The 21,197-nt window shown below is 62.9% G+C and carries 14 protein-coding genes; 1 reads left to right on the top strand and 13 read right to left on the bottom strand.

From position 1 onward, the window contains the following. Positions 1-98 precede the first annotated feature (98 nt). The 5 genes from QE363_RS09920 to sfnG form a co-directional block, all read right to left on the bottom strand. Positions 99-902, bottom strand: coding sequence for a GNAT family N-acetyltransferase (locus QE363_RS09920; RefSeq protein WP_309694816.1), 804 nt, complete (start codon positions 900-902; stop codon positions 99-101). A gap of 249 nt (positions 903-1,151) precedes the next feature. Beyond that, entirely contained in the window at positions 1,152-2,585 is a 1,434-nt protein-coding gene (locus tag QE363_RS09925; RefSeq protein WP_309694819.1) for an FAD-dependent oxidoreductase, read from the bottom strand. Beyond that, complete coding sequence (gene ssuD, locus QE363_RS09930) at positions 2,582-3,754, bottom strand: FMNH2-dependent alkanesulfonate monooxygenase (RefSeq protein ID WP_309694820.1); 1,173 nt, start codon at positions 3,752-3,754, stop codon at positions 2,582-2,584. The genes QE363_RS09925 and ssuD overlap by 4 nt, the downstream gene beginning before the upstream one ends. Positions 3,755-3,757: 3 nt before the next feature. Beyond that, positions 3,758-5,002 carry an SfnB family sulfur acquisition oxidoreductase gene (locus QE363_RS09935; protein ID WP_309694821.1) on the bottom strand — a complete coding sequence of 415 codons (1,245 nt, stop codon included), beginning with the start codon at positions 5,000-5,002 and terminating at the stop codon, positions 3,758-3,760. A 29-nt stretch (positions 5,003-5,031) separates the two neighbouring features. Further along, complete coding sequence (gene sfnG / locus QE363_RS09940) at positions 5,032-6,126, bottom strand: dimethylsulfone monooxygenase SfnG (RefSeq protein WP_309694824.1); 1,095 nt, start codon at positions 6,124-6,126, stop codon at positions 5,032-5,034. Between the two features lie 229 nt (positions 6,127-6,355). Here sfnG and QE363_RS09945 point away from each other — a divergent pair, with 229 nt between their 5' ends. Continuing rightward, complete coding sequence (locus QE363_RS09945) at positions 6,356-7,039, top strand: HAD family hydrolase (RefSeq protein ID WP_309694826.1); 684 nt, start codon at positions 6,356-6,358, stop codon at positions 7,037-7,039. Between the two features lie 92 nt (positions 7,040-7,131). Here QE363_RS09945 and QE363_RS09950 read toward each other — a convergent pair whose 3' ends face one another. From QE363_RS09950 to QE363_RS09985, 8 genes are all read right to left on the bottom strand, one after another. Further along, positions 7,132-7,734, bottom strand: a complete 603-nt coding sequence (locus QE363_RS09950; RefSeq protein WP_309694829.1) for a nuclear transport factor 2 family protein — start codon at positions 7,732-7,734, stop codon at positions 7,132-7,134. A gap of 933 nt (positions 7,735-8,667) precedes the next feature. Then, positions 8,668-9,942: a cytosine permease gene (locus QE363_RS09955; RefSeq protein ID WP_309694834.1), complete on the bottom strand. Its 1,275-nt coding sequence runs from the start codon at positions 9,940-9,942 to the stop codon at positions 8,668-8,670. A gap of 52 nt (positions 9,943-9,994) precedes the next feature. After that, on the bottom strand, positions 9,995-11,185 hold the full coding sequence (locus QE363_RS09960; RefSeq protein ID WP_309694836.1) for a Xaa-Pro peptidase family protein: 1,191 nt from the start codon (positions 11,183-11,185) through the stop codon (positions 9,995-9,997). Beyond that, on the bottom strand, positions 11,182-12,870 hold the full coding sequence (locus tag QE363_RS09965) for a hydantoinase B/oxoprolinase family protein (RefSeq protein WP_309694838.1): 1,689 nt from the start codon (positions 12,868-12,870) through the stop codon (positions 11,182-11,184). Before QE363_RS09965 ends, QE363_RS09960 begins: the two co-directional genes overlap by 4 nt. Further along, positions 12,867-14,969: a hydantoinase/oxoprolinase family protein gene (locus tag QE363_RS09970; RefSeq protein ID WP_309694840.1), complete on the bottom strand. Its 2,103-nt coding sequence runs from the start codon at positions 14,967-14,969 to the stop codon at positions 12,867-12,869. Before QE363_RS09970 ends, QE363_RS09965 begins: the two co-directional genes overlap by 4 nt. Positions 14,970-15,009: 40 nt before the next feature. Then, the gene (locus QE363_RS09975) at positions 15,010-15,843 is read right to left on the bottom strand and encodes an aspartate/glutamate racemase family protein (protein ID WP_309694842.1); all 834 of its coding nucleotides are present in this window, start codon (positions 15,841-15,843) and stop codon (positions 15,010-15,012) included. 17 nt (positions 15,844-15,860) lie between these two features. Then, a complete protein-coding gene (locus QE363_RS09980) occupies positions 15,861-18,080 on the bottom strand; it encodes a TonB-dependent receptor (protein WP_309694844.1) in 2,220 nt (739 codons plus the stop codon). Between the two features lie 148 nt (positions 18,081-18,228). Further along, the gene (locus tag QE363_RS09985) at positions 18,229-21,012 is read right to left on the bottom strand and encodes a LuxR C-terminal-related transcriptional regulator (RefSeq protein ID WP_309694846.1); all 2,784 of its coding nucleotides are present in this window, start codon (positions 21,010-21,012) and stop codon (positions 18,229-18,231) included. Positions 21,013-21,197: the final 185 nt, after the last annotated feature.

Genomic DNA, 21,197 nt, shown 5'->3' on the forward strand with positions numbered 1-21,197 from the left:
ACGGCTGGCGCCTTCCCATTGGGATGGTGAATCGGAAAAGGATCGCCTTGGGCAGTTCCCTGGTGGTCAGCAGGACGTTCATCGCGGCGCGAGGATGCTCAAAGGTTCATCGACAACATCACCAAATCGTCGCGAACCTCTTGCCCATCCGTCATCCGGGTCCGCATACCGCGCACCAGGCGGTGATCAATACCGAAGCCGACCTTCTGGTAGAAACGGGCTGCGGTCTGGGTTCCCAGATGGATGGTGTGAACCCCGGCCTGTCGCAGAAACTGCACGACTTCGCCGGCAAGCATCGTACCGGTTGATCCGGGAGCCTGCGACGCCGTCGTCAGGGTGGACAGATACGCATAGCGTCTCCCATCGCGTTCATGTACCGCCCCTGACGCACCCGCTACCAGCGCACCGCCCTCATCCTTCAGCATGAGAACGAACGTTGGCCGAATTTTCTCATCCGCCTCGTTGACCGCTTCGACATACAACGTTCGCGTCCCCTCAGGCGGGGCATCAGGTCCCAGTACGAAGGCGCAGGTATGATCCGGCCCGGCAGGCATGTCGATTGGCACAACTGCGTATCCCGCCGCTGTGAAGGAGTCCGTGACGATATCGCCATAGGTCGTCAGGACGACGATACGCCCGGCCGGTTCGCCGTCCCGCGCCATTGCGTCGGCCTGACGCGCGACATGGTGCGCGGCATCGGCCAGAAATCCCTGCGGCGACCGATCGGCCAGATCGGGATAGTCGATGAAGACCGACGGATGGAAACCGAACTCGGCTTCGCGCTCCAGAAAGAGATTGAAAACGAGCGCAGCCGCCATGTCTAGGTCCCGTCGCAATGCGCTCGGCACGGCAACCACTTCCAGCCTCAGCCGCTGCATAGGATCATTCGCGAGATCGTGCATGGATTCCTCGGGTTTCGTCCACTTTTAACCTGCTGGCAATGACAGCCGGACGTCGGTGTGATCCTCGAATATTAATATGCCGTCCGTCCGGTGTGTAGAGCGGCTGAAATGCCAATAGTCTTGCAGGGAGAGCATGGTCGAAACGATCACGACTTTCCCATTGGGAACGGCCGGCGAGACGGTTGGGGCGTTCCCATTGGGATGCTGAAACGGGAATGGACGAAGACACCACCATCACAGTCCCTGCGATTACTCGATGGATGGCTTGATCCAGCCCGCGCCTTCGCGCGGCGCGGCCGCTCGCCCCCTTGAAAGGGTCTTCACGTCGTCGGCAACGTGGATCGCATGCCGGGCGACCTCGGGAAGGCCCATGAGCTCGCCGACCCTCTCGCGCGCGAGCGGACCAGTGACAAACGGCCGCAAGCAACTATCGGCCGTGCCCGATGCGCGGTTGTCCGCATCGACCAGCAACCCGAGCCCGAGCACGCCTGCCCGGATTATACCCTGTCGGGCAAGACTGGCGAGCAGCGCGCTGGACGCGACGACATCGCGATGACCGGGGCCGGTCGTATTGACGATCGCGTCGAACGTCCGCTGTTCGATGAGGCCGTGGCGCGTCAACAGGTCCACATGCAATCGACCGGCTCGTTCGCCGGCGCCCGTCATCCGCGCGGCCGCGATGCGCAGTCTTCCATCCGCCTGGGCCTGCGCGATGATCTCTTCGGTCTGTGGCGCGATGCGGAAGCGATGCGTATCCCAGTAGGGGCGCAAGTGCCTGACGAGGCTGGCCTTCTGATCCGGGCTCAGCGCCTCCCAGATCACCGGCCCTTGCGTGCGTACCCGGTCGAGCACGCCATGCCAGCTTCGACCGTGGCGGGCGGCCTCCGCGACCGCGGAGCGGACGCGCCGCAGCAGCGCGACGGCCGATCCGGCGGGTGGCTTCGCAAACTCTCCCTCCGGCTCGATGCCCGGGGCTGCATGGCCGCGCGACCGCTGGCCACGGCGGGAGATGGCAAGGATTGCGCCGCGATGGCCGCGCCGGTCGAGCGTGGCGACGACGTCCGCCATGGTCAGGCCGGTGCCGACGATCAGCACCGACGCATCCGGCGCGATGGCGCCGAGGGCGTCGGGTTGCCAAGGGTCGGCGATCATGCCGGGATGACCTGTCAGGCCAGCCAGCGCGTGTGGCAGGGCCGGCGGTGGATGGCTCGTCGCCAGCACGAGGGTGTCGGCAAGGTCCTGTTCACCGGATAAGGTGGCCAGGCGCCAGCGGTCGCCGTCCGGCCGGGCATCGACCACGGTATCTCGGTGGTGGACGATCGCGCCGGCTCGAACGAAGGGCGCGAGCTGTTCGGCGACATAGCGACCGAATAATGCGCGGGTGGGAAAGATGCGCCCGTCCGCCAGCGTTGCGGCGGGATCGTCGGCCAGTTCCGGCCGGCCGTGAAGCCAGCCTTTGAAATGATCGGGTTGCTCGTCTGGTAGCAGACTCATCCGCGTCGCGGGCACGTTTATGCGATGCGCCGGATCGTTCGTGGAATAGGCAAGGCCGGCACCCATGACGGGGCGCGGCTCGAAGACGGTAATCCGTCCCGGCCAGCCGCCCCGCGCCAGATGAAACGCCACGGCGGCCCCCGAAAAGCCGCCGCCGACGATCGCGACCGAGGGAACGCCTCCGCTCAAGACTGCGAGACGCGCAATGCTGGCCGGTGATCGCCTGCAATCGTCTCGCCGAACGGTCCCATGTTGCTGCTACTGCTGCGACCGGGCAGCGGGTGCGCGAGCGGAAGCCGTGGCATTACGAGTTCCGCGAAACGATAAGCCTCTTCCAGATGCGGGTAGCCAGAGAGGATGAAGCTGTCGATGCCGAGCGCGCGATACTCTTCGATCCGCGCGGCGACCGTCTCGGGGTCTCCCACCAGCGCGGTGCCCGCCCCGCCACGAACGAGCCCGACGCCCGCCCACAGGTCGGGGCTGATCTCCAGCCGGTCGCGACGTCCGCCGTGCAACTCGCTCATCCGCGCCTGGCCGACCGAATCCATGCGCGCAAACACTTTTTGGGCGCTGGCGATCGTGTCGTCGTCAAGTCGGCTGATGAGCCGGTCGGCCGCCGCCCACGCCTCCGCACGCGTCTCGCGAACGATGACATGGAGGCGGATACCGAAGGACAGCGTGCGCCCCTGCGCCTCCGCCAGTGCGCGCACCGTCTTGATCTTGGCGGCGATGGCGGCGGGCGGCTCGCCCCAGGTCAGATATTTGTCGACCTGCGTCGCCGCCACCTGATTGCCCGCGTCCGACGAACCGCCGAAATAGAGCGGCGGATAGGGCGCCTGGACGGGCGGGAACAGCAGTCGTCCGTCCTCGATGCGGAAATGCGCGCCGTCATGCGCAACCGTTTTGCCGGACAGCAGCGCGCGGTAGATACGCAGGAACTCGTCGGTCACGGCATAGCGTTCGCCATGGTCGAGGAAGATGCCGTCGCCGCCATTCTCCACCGGGTCCCCGCCGGTCACGACATTGATGAGCAGCCGTCCCTTCGAAATGCGATCGAGCGTTGCGGTCATCCGGGCCGCCAGCGTCGGCGACTGCAATCCCGGACGTACCGCGACGAGGTAGCGCAGTCGCTCGGTCTGCGGTGCGAGGGCGGAGGCGATCACCCAGCTATCCTCGCAGCTTCGCCCCGTCGGCAGGAGCACGCCATAATAACCAAGCGAGTCGGCCGCCTGCGCGATCTGCGTCAGATAGGGCAGATCGACCGCGCGCCCGCCTTCCTGCGTACCGAGATAGCGGCTGTCGCCATGCGTCGGCAGGAACCATAGGACGTTGATCGCGGGGGGAATGGGACCGTTCATCGGTCAGCTCCACGCATGGAGGGGCGGTTTTTCGCCATTGAGGTAGAAGTTTCCGAGAATGGCGTATTTCCAGCGCACCGGGTCGTGGAGCGTATGGGTGCGCGCGTTGCGCCAGTGCCGGTCGAGGCCATGCTCGGCCAGCGTCGATCGCGCACCGGACAGCTCGAACAGCTTGTTCGTCGCCGCGATCGCCAACTCGGTGCTCAGCACCTTGGCCTCGGCGGTGGCAATCTGCGCGGCAGCCACGGTTTCGGCATCGGGCGATGCGACCGCCGCGTCCACCGCGATCGCCGCACGGTCGAGGAGCGCGCGTGTGGCGCTCAGCCGCAGTCCCAGATCCCCGATCGCCTGGATGACATAGGGATCCTGCCAGGCATGGTCGACACCGCTGTCCACCCATGGCCGCGCCTTGGTGCGGACGAAGTCGATCGTGTCGGCGATCGCCTCTGCGGCGATGCCGGTGTCGACCGCGACCTGGATGATCTGGAAAATCGGGCCGTCCGCCGTGGGCGTCTCATACCCCTTCCATCCGGGCACCAGATGCGTCCGGGGCACGCGCACGCCGTCGAGGATGACGGTGCCGCTCAGCGTCGTGCGCTGGCCGAAGGCGGACCAGTCGTCGATCACCGTCAGCCCCGGCGCATCACGCTCGGCTATCGCGTACCAGGCACGTCCTTCGCCATCGACCGCGACGATCGGGACGAGATGCGCGAGCAGCGCGCCCGTCGCGTAGAATTTGCGGCCGGTAACGATCACATCGTTGCCGTCCTCCTCGAAGCGCGTCGCGAAGTCCGCGGCGCGCTTGGTCCCGAACTCCGAAAAGGCGTTGCCGAAGCGGTATCCGGCGAGCACGCGGTCGAACAGCAGCGCCTGCTGCTCGGGCGGCGAGGTGGTGCGAATCGCCGCCACCACGCCGATATGGTTCTGCGGGATCTGCCCGAGCGAGGGATCGGCGGCCGAGACGATTTCGATCACCTTCACGATCGTCCGGTACGACAGCTCCGGCCCGCCGAACGCGCGCGGCACGTTCAATGACCACAGCCCGCTCTGCGAGAAGGCGTCGAGCTCGGCGAGCGGCCAAATGCGCTCGCGGTCGCGCTGCGCAGCGGCGGCGCGGAAGTCGGCGGCAAGCGCCTCGGCAACCTCGATCGCCTCGGCATCGCTCCGGATGATGTGGGCCGGCCGGGCCGGGCGGGGGATTGCGGGCACGCCTTCGCTCGCGGCGGGACGTTCAAGGATCGTCGCCATGATCTTCTCCGTTGCTGGATTGGGGCGGCTCAAGCGACTTCTGGGACGCGCGCCGCCTCGAGGGCGCGCACCCGCGGCAGCACATGCTCGCCGAACCAGGCGACCTCCTCATGGAAGTGGAGGAAGGCGCACAGCACCAGATCGACGCCCGCAGCCTTCAACGCGACAATGCGCTCGGCGATTTGGTCGGGGGTGCCGATGAGGTTGGTCTTGAACCCGTCATTATACTGGACGAGGTCGGCAAAGGTAGATTTCGCCCAATTGCCTTCGCCCTCCGGCGAGGCCGCACCCGCCTGCTTCACCGCCGCGCCGAACGCCTGCACGGCTTCGAAATCGGCCTTGTCGATGATCTCGTCGAGAACGGCGCGCGCTTCTTCTTCGGTGTCGCGGGCGATGACGAAGGCGTTGACCGCGACCTTGACGTCCCGGCCCTCCGCCGACGCCTTGGTGCGAAGGTCCTCCACCTGTGCGCGTACGCCGTCCACCGTGTTGCCGTTGGTGAAATACCAGTCGGATACGCGCGCCGCCATGTCGCGTGCTGCGCGCGAGCTGCCACCCTGAAATATCTCGGGGTGGGGGCGCTGCACCGGCTTGGGGCTGAGCGTATAGTCGGAGAAGCGATAGAAATCGCCGCGGAAGCTGAAGGCATCGGTTGTCCAGATGCCCTTCAGCGCGCGTATGAATTCCTCCGAGCGGCGATAGCGTTCGTCATGCTCGAGCCAATGTTCGCCGATCGCGGTGAACTCGCCCTTGAACCAGCCGCTGACGATGTTGACCGCGATACGGCCGCCGCTGATGTGGTCGATCGTCGCGATCTGCTTGGCGGCAACCGCCGGATTCCACGGTCCCGGCAAAAGCGCGGCGATGACCTTCAGCCGTGTCGTGGCGCCAAGCAGCGCCTGCGAGAAGGAGACCGGCTCATGCTGGAATTCCGCGCCATAGCCAGCGGTGAAGCGTATCTGGGACAGGGCATATTCGAACCCTGCGTCTTCGGCGATCCGGGCTAGCGCGATGTTGTATTCAAGGTCCCAGCTGGTGCGCTGCTGGATCTTGCTCACCACCAAGCCGCCACTGACATTTGGCACCCAATAGGCGAAACGGACCGGCTCGATCGTGCGGCTCATGCGGCAGTCTCCTCCAAACGACGGATCGAAACTCCATCAATTTAGTAGGAATACCGAGTTAGGCTTTCTTCTAATAATGATAGCCCTGCTTGCACGCTGGACATGATCCGCTGATCGCTCGCAAGGGAACGGCAGGCGAGACGGTCGGGGCATTCCCATCGGGATGGTATTCCGGGAAAGGCCGGACTGGGGATGGAAATCCGACGCCGACCGATGGCATCAATGAGCGATGACGGCTGCCGTTCTCTTTGACCTTGATGAAACGCTGCTGGACCGGACGACATCGCTCATCGCTTTTCTAGCAGATCAGCATAATCGTTTTCGTTCAAGGTTGGGCTATGCGGCTTTTGAGGCATGGCGAGATCGGTTCATCGCGATGGATGCTCGCGGACATACGCACAAATCCGTCGTTTATCCTACGATTTTGGCGGAGTTCAGTGGTGACCCCGCCGCAGCAGATGATTTGCTGGATGACTACCGGGAGCGATGCTCGTCTTTCGCGCGGCCGTTCGCTGGTATGGCCGAAACACTGCAAGAACTGCGCTCACGAGGGATGTACCTTGGAATTATCACAAACGGAGAAACCGCGTTTCAGTCACGGCATATCGAAGCGTTAGGTCTCGACCGCATGGTAGATGCCGTCCTCATTTCTCAAACTGAAGGGTTAAGGAAGCCCGATCCGGCGTTGTTTGAGCGGGCCGCGGCACGGCTGTGCGCCCCAGCTTCGGAATGCCTTTTCATCGGCGACAACCCAGTTGCAGATGTGCTTGGTGCCCATAATGCCGGAATGAGTACCGCATGGTTTCAATGCGGAAGAGATTGGCCCGCTGACCTGCCACCCCCACCCGGCGCGGTGATCGAAAGATTGTCAGAGGTACTCGCATTGGTCGACGACGTCTCTGCCGTGCGATGAGGCGTGCAGTGAGGCCATGAGAGTTTTTCACAAAGGAGGGCGAGCGAGACAGTTGGCGCATTCCCATTGGGATCGAGAAAGAGAAAGCTGGTTCAGCCCTCCCAGAACGCCTGATCGTTGCTAATATCCGACGCGAAGAACGAGGCTTCCGTGATCCGGCCGCCTTTGAAGCCGAAGACGGCCATTTCCTGCCCCCGAATCGTTCGGCCGTTCTTATCTGCGCTCCACTCGATGACAGCGGCGCAATGGCTTTCGGTCTCGACAGTGCTGGCGACCCGCAGCGAGAATGTGCCGCCCGTAGTGGCAAGGGCACGCTTGAGCATGTCCACTACCGCATCGGCTCCATCAAGGTGCCCCATATGATCGCCGACGACCGGCTCGTTCCAACGCACATCGTCTGTCAGCCAGTGGCGTAGCGCGGCCGGATCGTTTGACCGTCGCGCTTCTGACCGTCGCGCTTCTGACCGTCGCGCTTCACAAAAGGCATGGACCAAGGCTGCCGGTGATTGATGTTCGGTGTCTACCTCGATCGACACCGGACAGGGCGGGGCAGGAACGCTGGCGCTAGGAGCGCCGTGAGCGCGCGTTGAGCGGTCGGTTGGGTCGAGCTCCCGTTCCCCCGAACGGTCTCGCCGAGCACCTCGCCGACGGTGCGCGCGAGATCGCGGTTCGGCTCGACCGCTCGGGAGATTCATATTGGCGTGCTATCGGGCGTTACCGTAGCCCTGTGGGATGGCGACAAGATCGATACGTCGCATCCGTATCGGATCACTTACGTAGGCGGTTTGGAAATTCAATGTTCGCGAGGAGCGGCGGTTCACGACAACGCGCAGTCCTGGGCACCGCAGTTCACGTGGCGCCCCCGACTCGTCGTGATCAATTCCGCCTGGTGTGAGATCCTCAGCGCTCACGGTAGTGTCGCAGATCCCGACGGTTTCGCTGACCCTTCGGCCGTCGCGGGGCGCTGCTACGTCCTTGCGTTCATCGCCAGTTCTTGGGTCCGCCGAGCGATCGGCTGGAACGAGGACGGTCCGGCCCCGGCTCCATACGACTCCCCACCGGATCGCTATCACCGTTACGGCGCTACAATAGCGGCATTCTGGGCCTCCGTTTGGCGATGGTACAAGCTCGACGAAGCGATTCCGCATTTCGCTTGAGGCACGAGCGACCATGCGCCTTCTGATCGTCACTGCACGGATCGGTTCAGGGGGGGGCAAAATATGGGCCGCAGCGCCTCATAAAGCGTTGCTTGCGTGAAGGTATAGACGCTCGAAATCGGCGGAGGTGCCATCCTGGCCTGAGTCGATGACGGAGCGGCGGATAGCACGTCTTGCTCGAGGTAAATGCTGCGGCTCCGGGCCTATCGTCATGACAAAAGCCATCCGGTCATGGGATTGATCTTTTAGGCTCATCGAAGGCGGCACACTGTCTTCGGCAATCAAGATTTCGTTCGTCTGCTGGCTGCACCTCAACACAAATTCCGTGGAACCGTTGAAACGCCGGACGAATGAGGTTGCTTGGATTGAACACCGTGATCATGTTCGGCACGCAATGCTTATGGCAGCTTCCATTTCGCGGGGTCGCGGCACCACGACGCTATCGAAATCTAGCGCGTCGGTCGCTTCACATCATCCGTCAGCCAAACCGAGGGGAGGTGAATCTCGTGCTTGGAACGTCCACCCGGTAAGGTACACAATCCCTCCGGCGATGATCGAGTCCAGCGCGGGGAGTCCAGAGAGGGTTATCCACGGCCCCATTGCGACGATCCCCATGCCAGTGCCGCAGATCCAGGCGGACGGCGCCAGCCAACGCATGCCCTTAACGGAGCGAGACGGCAAAGTTCCGGATAGGATCAGGATCGAGGCTAGCGGGGGCAATGCTACCCCGAGACCGGTAAGGAACGGGATGAAGGCGGTGTCGGCACCGAGTATGACAAGAATAGCGCCAATGAGAGCGATCACGCCGACGATCAAAGGAAAGGAAATCCGAGGCCACTGGTTTGCGAACGTCAGGCTCGACGAATAGAGACAAGCTGAGCTGTCAATCCATGCGCCCATCATCAGGATTGCCAGTGCAGGGATGCCAAAACCCAGCCGGATCATAGCGCTGACCAATTCAGGGGCACCGAGCGACAGGCTAGCGAGCGACGACCCAAGCATCACGAGCGGATAGGCCACGCCCAGCGCCGTAGCCGTTCCTAGCGCGGCATGGACAGGACGCCGGACGAAGCGCCCGTAATCCGGCTGGATCAGGATCCCGACAATGTAGCTGCCAACCACCGCGGATACGGCGCCCCCGAACCCGAGCCCGCCCGATCCCGACGTTATCCAGACACTTCCAAGCTTACCCCGGACAAGACAGACCGAGAGGACCAGGATCGCGGCAGTCGCCGGGACAAGCAGGGCGCCGATGCGTTCGAGGCTGCTCGCGCCGCGCACGGTTGTGGCGGCAATGGCAAGACAGACCGGCAGACCAATCAGGAGCGGGGCGATTTGCCAGTCCGACATTTGGCCCAGCGCAGTCGCCGCGGTTGCGCCGAGGACGCCGATATTGACGCCAAACCAGCCCAGGAGCGAAATGCCGATCACGAGTTTGACGATCCTGGCACCCCACGCGCCGAACGCCCTGTCCGCCAGCATCGCCAGCCCCATGCGGGTCTGCGATCCACACCACGCGCTGCATGCTCCCAGCATTGCGGAGATCGTGGTGCCGAGAAGAACGGCCAACATTCCCTGACGGAAGCCAAGGCTGCCGAAAATGTGCGCCGAGAGGATGAAAACCGGCAATCCGCACATCGTGCCGGCGACAATGAAGAAAATACGCCAGCCGCTTCCCTGTGCAGCCTCCGGGACGCATGCGTCGGCATAGCCGTGATGTGCGGTCTCGTCCGTTACGTCGGTCATTTCTCGTCCCCCGCTTATGCTGAAACTCCTCGCCTTCCTCGCCCGCATCCGCTCAGGCAAAGGGCCGGTCGATCGCCGGCGACGGTTCAGTGAACCATGCGGCGCCGTCTTCGGTCACGTGGAAATGATCCTCCAGCCGAATCCCGAAGTGGCCGGGAACCACAATCATCGGCTCGTTCGAAAAGCACATGCCCGGCGCCAGTGGCGTGGCATCGCCGCGCACCAGGTAGGGGCTCTCGTGGATCGCCATTCCGATGCCGTGGCCCGTCCGGTGTGGGAGACCGGGGAGCCGGTAATCCGGGCCAAGACCGTGGCGTTCAAGCACCGCGCGCGCGGCCGCATCGATCGCTTCACACGATATGCCCGGACGTACCACGTCGAATGCAGCGAGCTGCGCCTGCCGCTCGATCTCCCAGAACACCCGTTGTTCGTCGTCGGGCGCGCCGAACACGTAGGAGCGCGTGATATCGGAATTATAGCCTTCGACTGCGCAGCCGGTGTCGATCAGCACCATGTCCCCTTCGGCAAGGACATCATCCTGCGGCAGGCCATGCGGAAAGGCCGTCGATGCACCGAACTGGACGATGCAGAACGTGCTGCCAGCGCTGCCGATCGCCTTGTGCGCTTGGTCGATAAAGCGGACGACCTCGCTCGCGCGAATGCCAGGAACCAGAATGCGTGCGGCGCGGCGCTGTACCTCCAGCGTCATCTGCTTGGCCTGACGCATCAACGCCAGTTCGGCGCTCGACTTGATTGCCAGGCATCCGTCGATGATGGGCGAGGCATCCACGATCGACGCCGAGGGAGCCGCCGATCGCAACCGCTCCGCCATGCCGAACGGCAATGTTGGATCGACCGCCAGCCGCGAGGCATGCCCTTCGCGCAGCACCTGTGCGACCAGATCGGAAGGACTCTCGTGCTCGTCCCACAGTCGCAGATCGACGTCCAAGGCGAGGATCGCTTCGAGCGATCCTTGTTCGAACGCCGGACAGATGATGACTGGTCGCCCGCGCGGCATCAGTACCATCGCCACCAGCCGTTCGATCATCCCCCAGCCGATGCCGGTGAAATAGGACAGGCTCAGCCCGGCGCCGACCAACAGCGCGTCAGCACCGTGCGCGGCCACGAGGCGGCGCGCCGCCTCGATCCGGCCGAGCCGCTCCTCGATCGTGATCGACGGCGATGCAGCGGGCCATGGCCGGATTTCGGCCAGCTCGGTATCGGAATCCGATCCGCCGATCATGCTGACGCCTTAGCCGCCGGATCGAAACCATAGTCGCGCCGCGCCTGTTCCGGGCTGACATAGCCGTCGCGGATATCGGCCAGCAGGCGGGCGGGATTCCGCTTTGCCGGATCGCCATAACCACCGCCGGTGGCGCTCACGAGCCGGAACGTCTCGCCCCTTGCCGCCCGTGCACCCGTGACCATCGAATGGATTTCGACACTGCCGTCGTTGCGCAGAATTTCTGCCCGGTTGTTCGAACCTTCGTGGCCGCCAGCCAATCCCCAGGGACGCGAACTGGTCCGAGTGGCGGAATAGGTAAGGAAAGCCTCCTTTGCAGTGATCCGGTAATCGAGCATTACCCCCTTGCCGCCGCGAAACTCCCCGGCGCCCCCGTCCTCGTCGTGCAGTGCATATTGGTCGATTTCGAAACCGTAGCGGCTCTCCGCCAGCTCGATCGGAATGTTGAAGGTTTCGCCGTTGGCGGCGCAGAACTGACCCGCATCGCCGTCGTGGTCGATACCCGCGCCCCAGCCCCCGACCAGCGGCTCGCCCATCACGAACAACTCGTTGCTGTCCGGCAGCAGGCCGGAGATGAAGGTGGCGCCGACCGTACGCTGATGCCCGACGGGCAGCTTGTGCGGCATCAGCGGAGCGAGCGCCTTCCACATCACTTCGATCGCGCCGAGCAGGGATTCGTAATAGATCGACACCGGGGCCGGGCTCTTCGCCGACAGGATCGTACCCTCCGGGCAGATCACCTCCAGTGCCCGGAAGCAACCGCCATTGGCGGGGATATCCGTATTGGTCACCGCCTTGAACGTGCAGCGCACGCCGGTGATCAGGCCGGCATAGGAAAGGTTGATCGGGCCGATTGCCTGCGGACTGGTCCCGGTGAAGTCCGCGATCATCTTCTCGTCGGTGATCGTCACCTTGACCTTGATCGTGAAGGGGCCATTCCCGTGCCCATCCTCTTCGACCACGTCCTCCGCGCTGAACACGCCCTTGGGGAGTTTCTTCAGCTCTTCCAGCGTCATGCGCTCGCCGTAGTCGAGAAGCGAGTCCATCGCGGACAGCAGCTCGTCGAGGCCGTACTTGCCGGCAAGCTCGACGATACGGCGACCTCCGACCCGGCAGGCCGCGACGCCGGCGTGCATGTCGCCGATCGTGCTGTCGGGCAGGCGAACATTGGTGCGGATCAACTCGACAAGCGCCTCGTTGATTTGCCCTTCGTTGTAGAGCTTCAGGAAGCGCAAGTGCAGACCTTCCTGGAAGATGTCGGTCGACGCGGTGGTCGCGCTGCCCGGATAGGTTCCCCCGACCTCGGTCCAATGCGCCTTGTTGACGGTCCAGGCGATTAGCCGGGCGCCGACGAACACTGGATACACGATCACCACATCGGACAGGTGCGTTCCGCCGCCCTCATAGGGGCAGTTGGTCATGAATACGTCACCCGGCTTGATCCGCTCGAGCGGCCAGTGTTCGAGAGTGCTCTGCACTGCGGTGTCGAGTGTCGCCAGGAAGCCGGTGACGCCGTTGCCCTGCGCCAGGAGATTTCCACGCGCATCTGTGGCGCCGACGGCGAAATCCGTCGTTTCATAGATGATCGGGCTCATCGAGGTACGGATCATCGCATTGAACATCTCCTCGCCGAGCGCGACGAGGGCGTCTTTGATGATCTCCTGCGTGAATGGATCGGTGCTCATGGGCGAATTCCTTCGGGCTGGCCGAGATGGACATGATAATTGCCGAAGCGGTCGATTCCGGCGCGGGTGCCGGGCGGCAGGGGCAGGGTGACCGCAGGCTCCTGAATGACCGCGGGGCCTTCGAGGCTCATTCCGGGTTCCAGCTTGAGGCCATCATAGATTGTGGCCTCATGGATCCCGCGCGTGTCGAAATCGACCGTGCGCCTGCCCTTGATCGCATCGGCGAGACACAGCCCGGTCACGTCGCGTTCCGCCAGATCGGGCTTGTCGACCGGCAGCGTGGCGATGACATGGAAATTGACGAGTTGGACGGCGGCATCGAGCCGGTACGTGAAGCGTTTCTCGTGTGCCTGATGGAAGGCTACGATTGCTTCGCTCACCGGATCGGCGCCTTCAATTGGGAAAGTGATGCCGACAGTGTGCTCTTGGCCGACGTATCGCAGGTCGGCGCGATATTCGAACAACGGGGCGCGACCTTGTGCCTCCGCGGCGAAATCACGTACCGCGTCAGCCTCGATCTCGGCAAAAACCGCCCGCACCGATTCCAGGCTGTCGGGCAGAAGCTGGGTCAGCTTCGTCCGGATATAGTCGCGCCGCAAATCGGTCAGCAGCATGCCCCAGGCAGAGAAGACCGACGAGTTGACCGGGATGATGACCCGCGGAACCTTCAGCTCCTCGGCCAGCGCGACGGCGTGCATCGCCCCGCCGCCCCCGAATGCCATCAACGCGAAATCGCGGGGATCGTAGCCCTTGTTGGTCGACACCAGCCGAAGCGCGGTCGTCATATTTGCGTTGGCAATCCGGATCACCCCGCGCGCCAGTTCCGCCTTTTCGATCGCTAGTTTCTCACATAGTGGCGTGAACGCAGCGTCCACGGCACCCCAGTCGGGCTCGACCTCGCCGCCGACGAAGCTCGCGGGATCGATCCGACCGAGCAGAAGGTTGGCATCGGTCGTGGTCGGTTGCGTCCCGCCCCGTCCATAAGCCGCCGGCCCAGGCCGGGCGCCGGCAGATTGTGGTCCGACATGCAGTTTGCCGCCGGCATCGACCCATGCGATCGAGCCACCACCGTTGCCGATCTCGACGATCTCCGACACCGGCGTCTGCACGGGATAGCCCGGCGACTTACCGTCGCGCTCAATATAATAATCGGTCGAGACCTTGATCTGACCATGTTCGATCAGCGTGCATTTGGCAGTGGTCCCGCCGATGTCGAGCACGATGAGATTGGGTTCGCCGATCTGGCGCCCGAGATAGGCGGCGGCATAGATGCCGCTGGCGGGGCCGGATTCGACCATGGTGATCGGATTCGCCTTTGCGGCGTCCACAGTGGCGATGCCGCCGTTCGACTGCATCATATACGGCTTCCCCGCAAAACCGCCATCGGCGAGCCGGCTCTCCAGCCGCTCGATATAGCGACGTGCGATCGGCGAGACGTAGGCGGACAGAACCGTCGTATTGGTGCGCTCATATTCGCGCCATTCCCGGCTGACCTCATGGCTCGCCAGGACTGCAACCTCGGGCCAGGCGGCACGGATCGCCTCGACCGTGCGCCGTTCGTTCTCGGGATTCGCATAGGCATGGAGAAACGCCACCGCGATCGCTTCCACGCCTTTGGCGCGAAAGAAGTCGAGAATGGAGGGCAGGGGGGCAAGATCGACCGGCGTCGCCATCTCGCCCTTGAAATTGCTGCGCTCCACCAACTCCGCACGTAGATAGCGATCGACGAACGGGCGGGGCTTCTGAAAGTTGAAGTTGAACAGATCCGGACGGTTGCCGCGTGCGATCTCGATCACGTCGCGGAATCCCTTTGTGGTGATGAGCGCGGTCCTGACGCCCTTCCGCTCCGTCAGCGCGTTGATCACGACCGTCGAGCCGTGCACGAAGAAGTCGAGCGCGGCAGTATCAAGTCCCGCCTTGTCCATGGCGTTGATCACGCCCTGTTCGAATGCGGGCGGGGTCGTATCCGCCTTCGCGATCTGTATAACGCCAGGGCGACCGGTGTCCTTGTCGATCGCATAATAGACCAGGTCGGTGAACGTACCGCCTACATCGCTCGCTGCTCGCACGAAGCACTCTCCCATCGCGGGAAGCACCACCTGTACTCCCGCCCGTTTTCTTCAGATTGTTACGCCTGGATCAGGTGCGCGGGACGATGATCCGGTGGCCAATCGGTGGATCGCCGGCAAAGATACCGCTCGCCTCCAATCGTGCTGCATCGGGGGGCGCCATGCTGTAGAGCCGGCTCGGCTTCCACCCGAACTGAACCTTGTTCAGCGCGGCATATTCGGTCGATTTGTAGCAGGCGTAGACCGCATCGATGATCGGAATGCCAAACTCTTTCTGCAACTCGGCGTAAAAGCCGAACTCGATCGTGCAGCCCAGGATGATCGCTTCCGCCTTGTCGATCTCGATCGCCTCCGCAACCGCGAGGCGAATGGCCGCTGCGGTCTTCGCCGGATCCTTCTGGAACTCGTCGACGTGGAGCCCAATGGTTCGGAAAGAGGCCAGTTGGTCATAATAGCCGTAATGGCGGATGCGTTCTTCCATCTGCACCTTCCATTTCTCGACGCCGATCACGACCGAGAAGCGGTTGCAGAGATTGGAGATGATCTTGAGCGCCGATTCGCATGGCGCGCAGACCACTGCATCCCCCGAGATCTCGCGAGCCTCATCGAGCGCGGTGTCGTAGAAGCAGCCAATGGCATAGCCGTCGAACCCGTTCTGGGCCGCATAACGCGAGATAGCCGTCACCGGGAACCAGATCTGGCTTTCGAACACGCGCCACTCAAGATTGGTCAGGTGGATCGGTTCCGGGAGGGCCAGCGAAACGACATGGACTTCGCTGTTCGGCAGCTTAACCGACGCGATGAGATCGGCAATCGCCTGGTCATAATCCGGGGTGTTGACCGGGTTGACCCACAGCAACTTGAGCGGTGATGTCGCCGGCGGCTCGTTGCCTTCGATATGCATGATGTCTCTCCTTGCGATCAGAAGCTGCTACGCAACTCGATGCCGTAAGTGCGCGGCTCTGCAGGCTGGACGAAGCCGCCGCTGACGAACTCGGCGTTATAGGCCTTGTCGGTCAGGTTGCGGACGTAGCCGGTTATGCTCCAGCGGCTGTCCTGCGCCTCGATGCCGGCCCGGAGATTGACGAGCTGGAAGGCCGAGCGCGCGGTCGCATTCTCGGGATCCCAATATTGCTTGCCATGGTGCTCGACTTCGCCGCGCATAAACAGGCTCGTGTCGGACGTTGCCGGGAGCCGATACTGAGCGCCGATCGACCCGCTGTCGCGCGGGATATAGGGTGCCCAATTGCCGACATCGGCGGGATTGAAGGCAAACTCCCTGATTTCGCTGTGGGTGTATCCGTAGTTGCCGAAGAGATCGAGGCCCTTGACCGGCGAGAACAGGACCTCGATCTCACCGCCGTACAGGTGGACCTTGTCGACATTGACCAGAATCTGTGCGCCGACGGAGCCGACGAAGACGAAATAGAAGGGGTTCTTGTCGACCGTATAATAGCCGGTCCCGTTCACCCGTAGCTTGCCGTCGAGGAAGCTGGCCTTGAAACCCGCTTCGGTGGTCGAGGCGGTCTCCGCCTTCGCCAGGTCGAACGCCCCGGGCAAATTGGCTGCAGCTGCGGCGCCGGCCTGGTTGAATTGGCCGGACCGGAAACCGATGCCCCAGTCCGCAAATAGCGTGAGCTGGGTATTGGCCTTGTAGCTAAGCGTGAACTTGGGCTGAGACTGGCCGAAACTGGCCTCACGAGAACAGGCTGCGGTGCTGGCCGCGGTGCATCCGGCGGGTATCCCCGCGCTGCTGAGCGGGCTGATCATCTGGTGACGATGATCGTGGTCGTAACGGAACGCCGCAGATGCCTCGAGCCCCGGAACGATGTCGTACGACAGGTTGCCGTAGAACGCGTAGGCCTCGTTGTGGTTGTTGTCAGCGAGGAACGACAATGTCGGATTGATTGTGCTGCTGTACTGCGGCGTATAGCGGATCGGTACGATCCCCATGCCGTTGTCGAAGCCGGTGGTCGTTGAGATGAAGCGGTCGGTTCGCAGATAATAGGCGCCGATCATCCAGCGGAAGCGATCGGTTGACGGCGAGGCGATGCGGAAATCGTCCTGCCAGGACTTGTCGATTTCATACTGGGTCTGGGTGCCGTCCGTGCCGAATACGTTCCGGCTGGCCGTGTAGGGAAACTGGTCGCCGGCGAGTGATTCCTCGACCCTGATCCACGACAAGACGTTGGTGATCGTGCCCCAGTCCGCCTTGTTCTCCAGCTTGAGCGAGACATTGGCGAGCCTGCGATGGTTCGCGCCGCGATTGTTCGCGCAGAAGCGCCGGGACACGCGGTCGGCATCGGGCGCTGGCCCACCAAACGGATTGGTCTGATCGAGGAAGCATGAGGTCGGCGAAGCGAATTTCGCACCCTGGAATTGGAATTGGCCACCGATCGCACGGGTGTCGGTGTAGCTCGCCCACAGATCGGCCGTCAGGGTGTCGGTGAGGAACGCTTTGAGCTGCCCTCGGACATTGCGGTCATGCATCCAGTCTGCGGTCTTACCGAGATAGTCGTTCATCAGCAGGCCGCCGAAATTCCGCGCGCTGCCGGCGAGGCGGAACAGCAGCTTGTCCTTGACGATCGGGCCACTGATCGACAGCTCGCTGCGATAATCGTCGCCATTGCCCGCCGACACCTGGGTATCGACATGGAAGTCGTTGGTCGGCTGTTTGGTGGTAATGAGAATCGCGCCCCCGATGGCGTTTCGGCCGTAGAGTGCGCCTTGTGGCCCCCGTAGGACCTCGATCTGCGCGACGTCGAACAAGTCGCTCGTAAACTGGCGAGCGCTGATCTGCTGGACTCCATCGGTCACGACCGCTATCGGGCTTTCGCCGTTGCGGACCTGCGATATGCCGCGGATCGTGACGAAGGAATTTCCTGCACTCTGCGATTTGACGATCGAGATATTCGGCGTGACGCCGATAAAGTCGGAGACGTCCTTGATCCCGGCGTCGTCGATCGCCTTCCCGGAGAAGGCCGTCACCGACACCGGAGCGTTCTGCAGGGTTTCGCTGCGGCCGCGCGCGGTGACCACGATATCGTCACTTGTAGGAGGTTCGTCCATCGCCGGCGCGGTCTGAGCGTGCGCCACGTTGGCGATCACCGCTAGTATCAGGACCGACGCTCCGCCGAGCATGCGGCAAGCCCTGTGCTGCAACATTGAACCCCCCATCGCCATTGTGTGCCTGAAAGAAGGGTGCGCCACGCTCCTCCGACCGGCAAGCTGCCCCTGTGGGTGGCCTGCTGCTTATGGCACCGCTACATGCCCTGCCCAGATGGGTAGGTCATAGATGATTGCCCGATCGAAAATCCCTGACGACGGTCAGGGCATGAGCACGGCGATCGACGCCAAGCTTGGAGAAGATGTTCTTGAGGTGGAACTTGACCGTATTGTCGGTCATGTCGAGGGCGCGCGCGATCTCCTTATTGGTCAACCCGCGTGACAATTCGACGATGACCTCTTGCTCGCGCGCGCTGAGCATTGCCATCGGGCTATCCTTATTCGGTTCGGCCGCGGCCAGCCGCTCCTCGACACCGGAGAGGAACGACGCCTCGATCGGAGGAGCGCCACTGTCCCACAAGTCCCGCTTAAGCTGACGGAAAAGTGGTAGTAGCTCAGACTGCTCGAGGAATGGCAAGGTAATCGCTTCACGGGCGGCCGCAGAGACCGCGCTGCGCAAATGGACCAGTGCCTGATACTGCCTGGCGGCACAGTTTTCTGCCCGGGCCAACAGCAGCTGGGCGCGAACCGCATACAGCGTTGCTCCCGTCGCTTCCGCACATTCGAGTACGTCACGAGCCCTGGTGCACGCCTGCCGAACGTTGGTTTTCAGCAGCAGCGTCACGAGGGCGAGGCCGACGTCCTGATAGGGACGCCAACTGGCCGGGTGATCCCGCCAGGCACCGAGCGGGAAGTGGCCGAGGAGAGTGGTCGCGGCCGCGTCGGCACCGGCATGGTCTGAGGCGAAACAATGGCGGAGCAAGCGCTGCGCCTCGACCATGTGGCCTAGTCGGATAAGGCTGCGCTCTCTCGTCAGCACCTCGCCATCGGCGATGACGCGGTCCATAGCGGTAAGGTCACGCTTCAGGACGGCAAGGCGAAAGCGGCTGTCGAGACCGGCGGCGTAGATTTCGAACCAGCCATCATAGTCGCAAACGTGGCGAAAGGATTCGTCGAGCTCTTCATCGGTGACCAATGGCCGTCCGTCACACCAGAGCTGCACCATCGCCAGCAAGGTTTCGGCAATGGCCTTGAGACCGCTGTCGGAGCCGAAATTTTCGACTGCCATGGCGCGGGCGCGTTGAAGATAGGCCAGGGCACTGCGCAATTCGCCGCGATAGGCGCAGGCGAGGCCGGCATGGAGAAAGCAATAGTTCAGGCCGAGCACGGAATTCGCTTCGCGCATGCCCGTCATAGCCTGCCGGGCGAGATCCTCCGCCACCTCGAGCTTGCCCACGCCCAGATGGGCAACGGCCGCACCGCAATCGAATACGCCGCGGGTCAGGCCATCGGCGTGTGGTAGCCGGGACCGGACGACGTTGAAGAAGTCGACAAAGGGAAGATCGATGCGATTGTCCTCATAGGTTCGGATTAACACGCCGATATTGAGAACGTCGCGTTCGACATCGTCGAGTTGCGCCCATTCCGACGGAAGGTCGGTGACATCTCGTCCGACTAGATCAAACGTCGAGCGCGCTTCCCCGATACGGCCCATCTTGAGATGGACGTAGGCCTCGGCGAGCAGTAGCCTGGGATGTGACAGCCGTTCGGCGCGGGGAATGCAATCCAGCAGCTGGTTGAGGTGAGCCATGCCGCCGAACAGAACGAGACGCCAGCCGCCCGCGTGTTCGACCAGCTCCGCACAACGCTGATAATCTCCTGCCAGACCCGCGTGCCTCACGGCCTCGACCAGAAGACCCGCGCGCTCGAAGGCTCGGGACGCATTGAGGTGCAGTCGTCCAACCGCTGATGGCCGGCGCTGGCGGAGCTGGACCTGCAGGTATTCTGCAAATAAGTGATGGTATCGATACCAGATGTCTTCGCTGTCCAATGGCGTGAGTAGCGACTGAAGCGGCTCGAGCCGCGCCATGATCCTCCAACTGTCGGTGCGCTCTCGCATCGCATCGGTGATTTCAGCGCTGAACTTCTCCAAGATTGACGTGTCGAGCAGGAAATCGACACATTCGTTGTCGAGACCGTTTAAAACCTGATCGGTCAGAAAGGCCCATAAATGGCCACCACGCGAGGAAAGTCGGGCAAGCGCAGCGGGACCAGCCTGCTGTTGCAGGGTCAGCAGACGCGCAAGTTGCAGTGCCACCGGCCAACCTTCGATTCGCTCCATCAAGCCATCGTGGGAGCGGTCGGGCTCTTCCAGGCCCAAAATCTGCCGGGACTCGGATGTGGTGAACCGCAGCATATCGCCCGTCATCTCGACCGCCGCACCGGACCCGAGCAGATGGACGATCGCGATATCCGGTCGCTGGCGGGTGCTCATGACTAGCTGGCAATTGTTTGGCAGGAGTAGAATCAAACGATCGAGCAGCCGATCGAGCAAGGGATTCGCCGCTCGGTGATAATCGTCGAGGAGGAGAAGGACCTGCCGGTCTGAGCGCTCTATCAACGCCACCAGTTCGTGCAGAATTCCATCGACGGTCAGTTCGTTAAGACCGTGCTCAGCCTGATTGGCCATCCCGCCCATCTGCAGGCCAGCCGCCGACAGGGAGCGGATCACACCACCAAGGAAGAGATGCGCGTCCGCGTCCGCCTCATCCAGCGTCAGCCACGCGGCAAAATCGTCTCGCTCAAGACAATGGTCGCGCCACTGCGATAGAAGCGTCGTCTTTCCGAAGCCGGCCGGGGCGCACAGCAGCACTAGGCGACAACCTGCGATCGCGTTCAGCGCAGCTATTAACCTCGGACGATCGACAAGGCTGGAGGGCTTCCGCGGCGCCTCCAACTTCAGCTGAAACATTGTCTGTGAGTCGGCCTGCAATCTGCGCTCAGGCATTCCTTTCCTTCCTAACCGCCCCATCTCGCCGCCTTGCCGCTCGCTGCGGTGGGCGGCCACGACGGCCTCGAAATAACAAGATACTGATGTCGTCAGCATCCCGATAGACAGATATCCAAGTAAATGCGTTGTCTCGGTGGTCCTACCCATGCGGGTAGTAGGCGGCTGCGCGGAAATCGATGCAGTATCCATCTGGATCAATGCAAGAGTCCGCAGGCATGGTTTCAATACCTTAGCGTTGCGAC

The sequence above is a fragment of the Sphingomonas sp. SORGH_AS_0870 genome (assembly GCF_031453175.1).
In the GTDB taxonomy this organism is placed as follows: domain Bacteria; phylum Pseudomonadota; class Alphaproteobacteria; order Sphingomonadales; family Sphingomonadaceae; genus Sphingomonas.

What these genes read in the sequence shown, in the direction of transcription:
- QE363_RS09945 (WP_309694826.1), top strand. Translation starts at nt 6,356, where the DNA reads ATGACGGCTGCCGTTCTCTTTGACCTTGATGAAACGCTGCTGGACCGG.
- QE363_RS09960 (WP_309694836.1), bottom strand. Translation starts at nt 11,185, where the DNA reads ATGATCGGCGGATCGGATTCCGATACCGAGCTGGCCGAAATCCGGCCA.
- QE363_RS09955 (WP_309694834.1), bottom strand. Translation starts at nt 9,942, where the DNA reads ATGACCGACGTAACGGACGAGACCGCACATCACGGCTATGCCGACGCA.
- QE363_RS09975 (WP_309694842.1), bottom strand. Translation starts at nt 15,843, where the DNA reads ATGCATATCGAAGGCAACGAGCCGCCGGCGACATCACCGCTCAAGTTG.
- ssuD (WP_309694820.1), bottom strand. Translation starts at nt 3,754, where the DNA reads ATGAACGGTCCCATTCCCCCCGCGATCAACGTCCTATGGTTCCTGCCG.
- QE363_RS09935 (WP_309694821.1), bottom strand. Translation starts at nt 5,002, where the DNA reads ATGGCGACGATCCTTGAACGTCCCGCCGCGAGCGAAGGCGTGCCCGCA.
- QE363_RS09950 (WP_309694829.1), bottom strand. Translation starts at nt 7,734, where the DNA reads ATGAATCTCCCGAGCGGTCGAGCCGAACCGCGATCTCGCGCGCACCGT.
- QE363_RS09965 (WP_309694838.1), bottom strand. Translation starts at nt 12,870, where the DNA reads ATGAGCACCGATCCATTCACGCAGGAGATCATCAAAGACGCCCTCGTC.
- QE363_RS09980 (WP_309694844.1), bottom strand. Translation starts at nt 18,080, where the DNA reads ATGCTCGGCGGAGCGTCGGTCCTGATACTAGCGGTGATCGCCAACGTG.
- QE363_RS09920 (WP_309694816.1), bottom strand. Translation starts at nt 902, where the DNA reads ATGCACGATCTCGCGAATGATCCTATGCAGCGGCTGAGGCTGGAAGTG.
- sfnG (WP_309694824.1), bottom strand. Translation starts at nt 6,126, where the DNA reads ATGAGCCGCACGATCGAGCCGGTCCGTTTCGCCTATTGGGTGCCAAAT.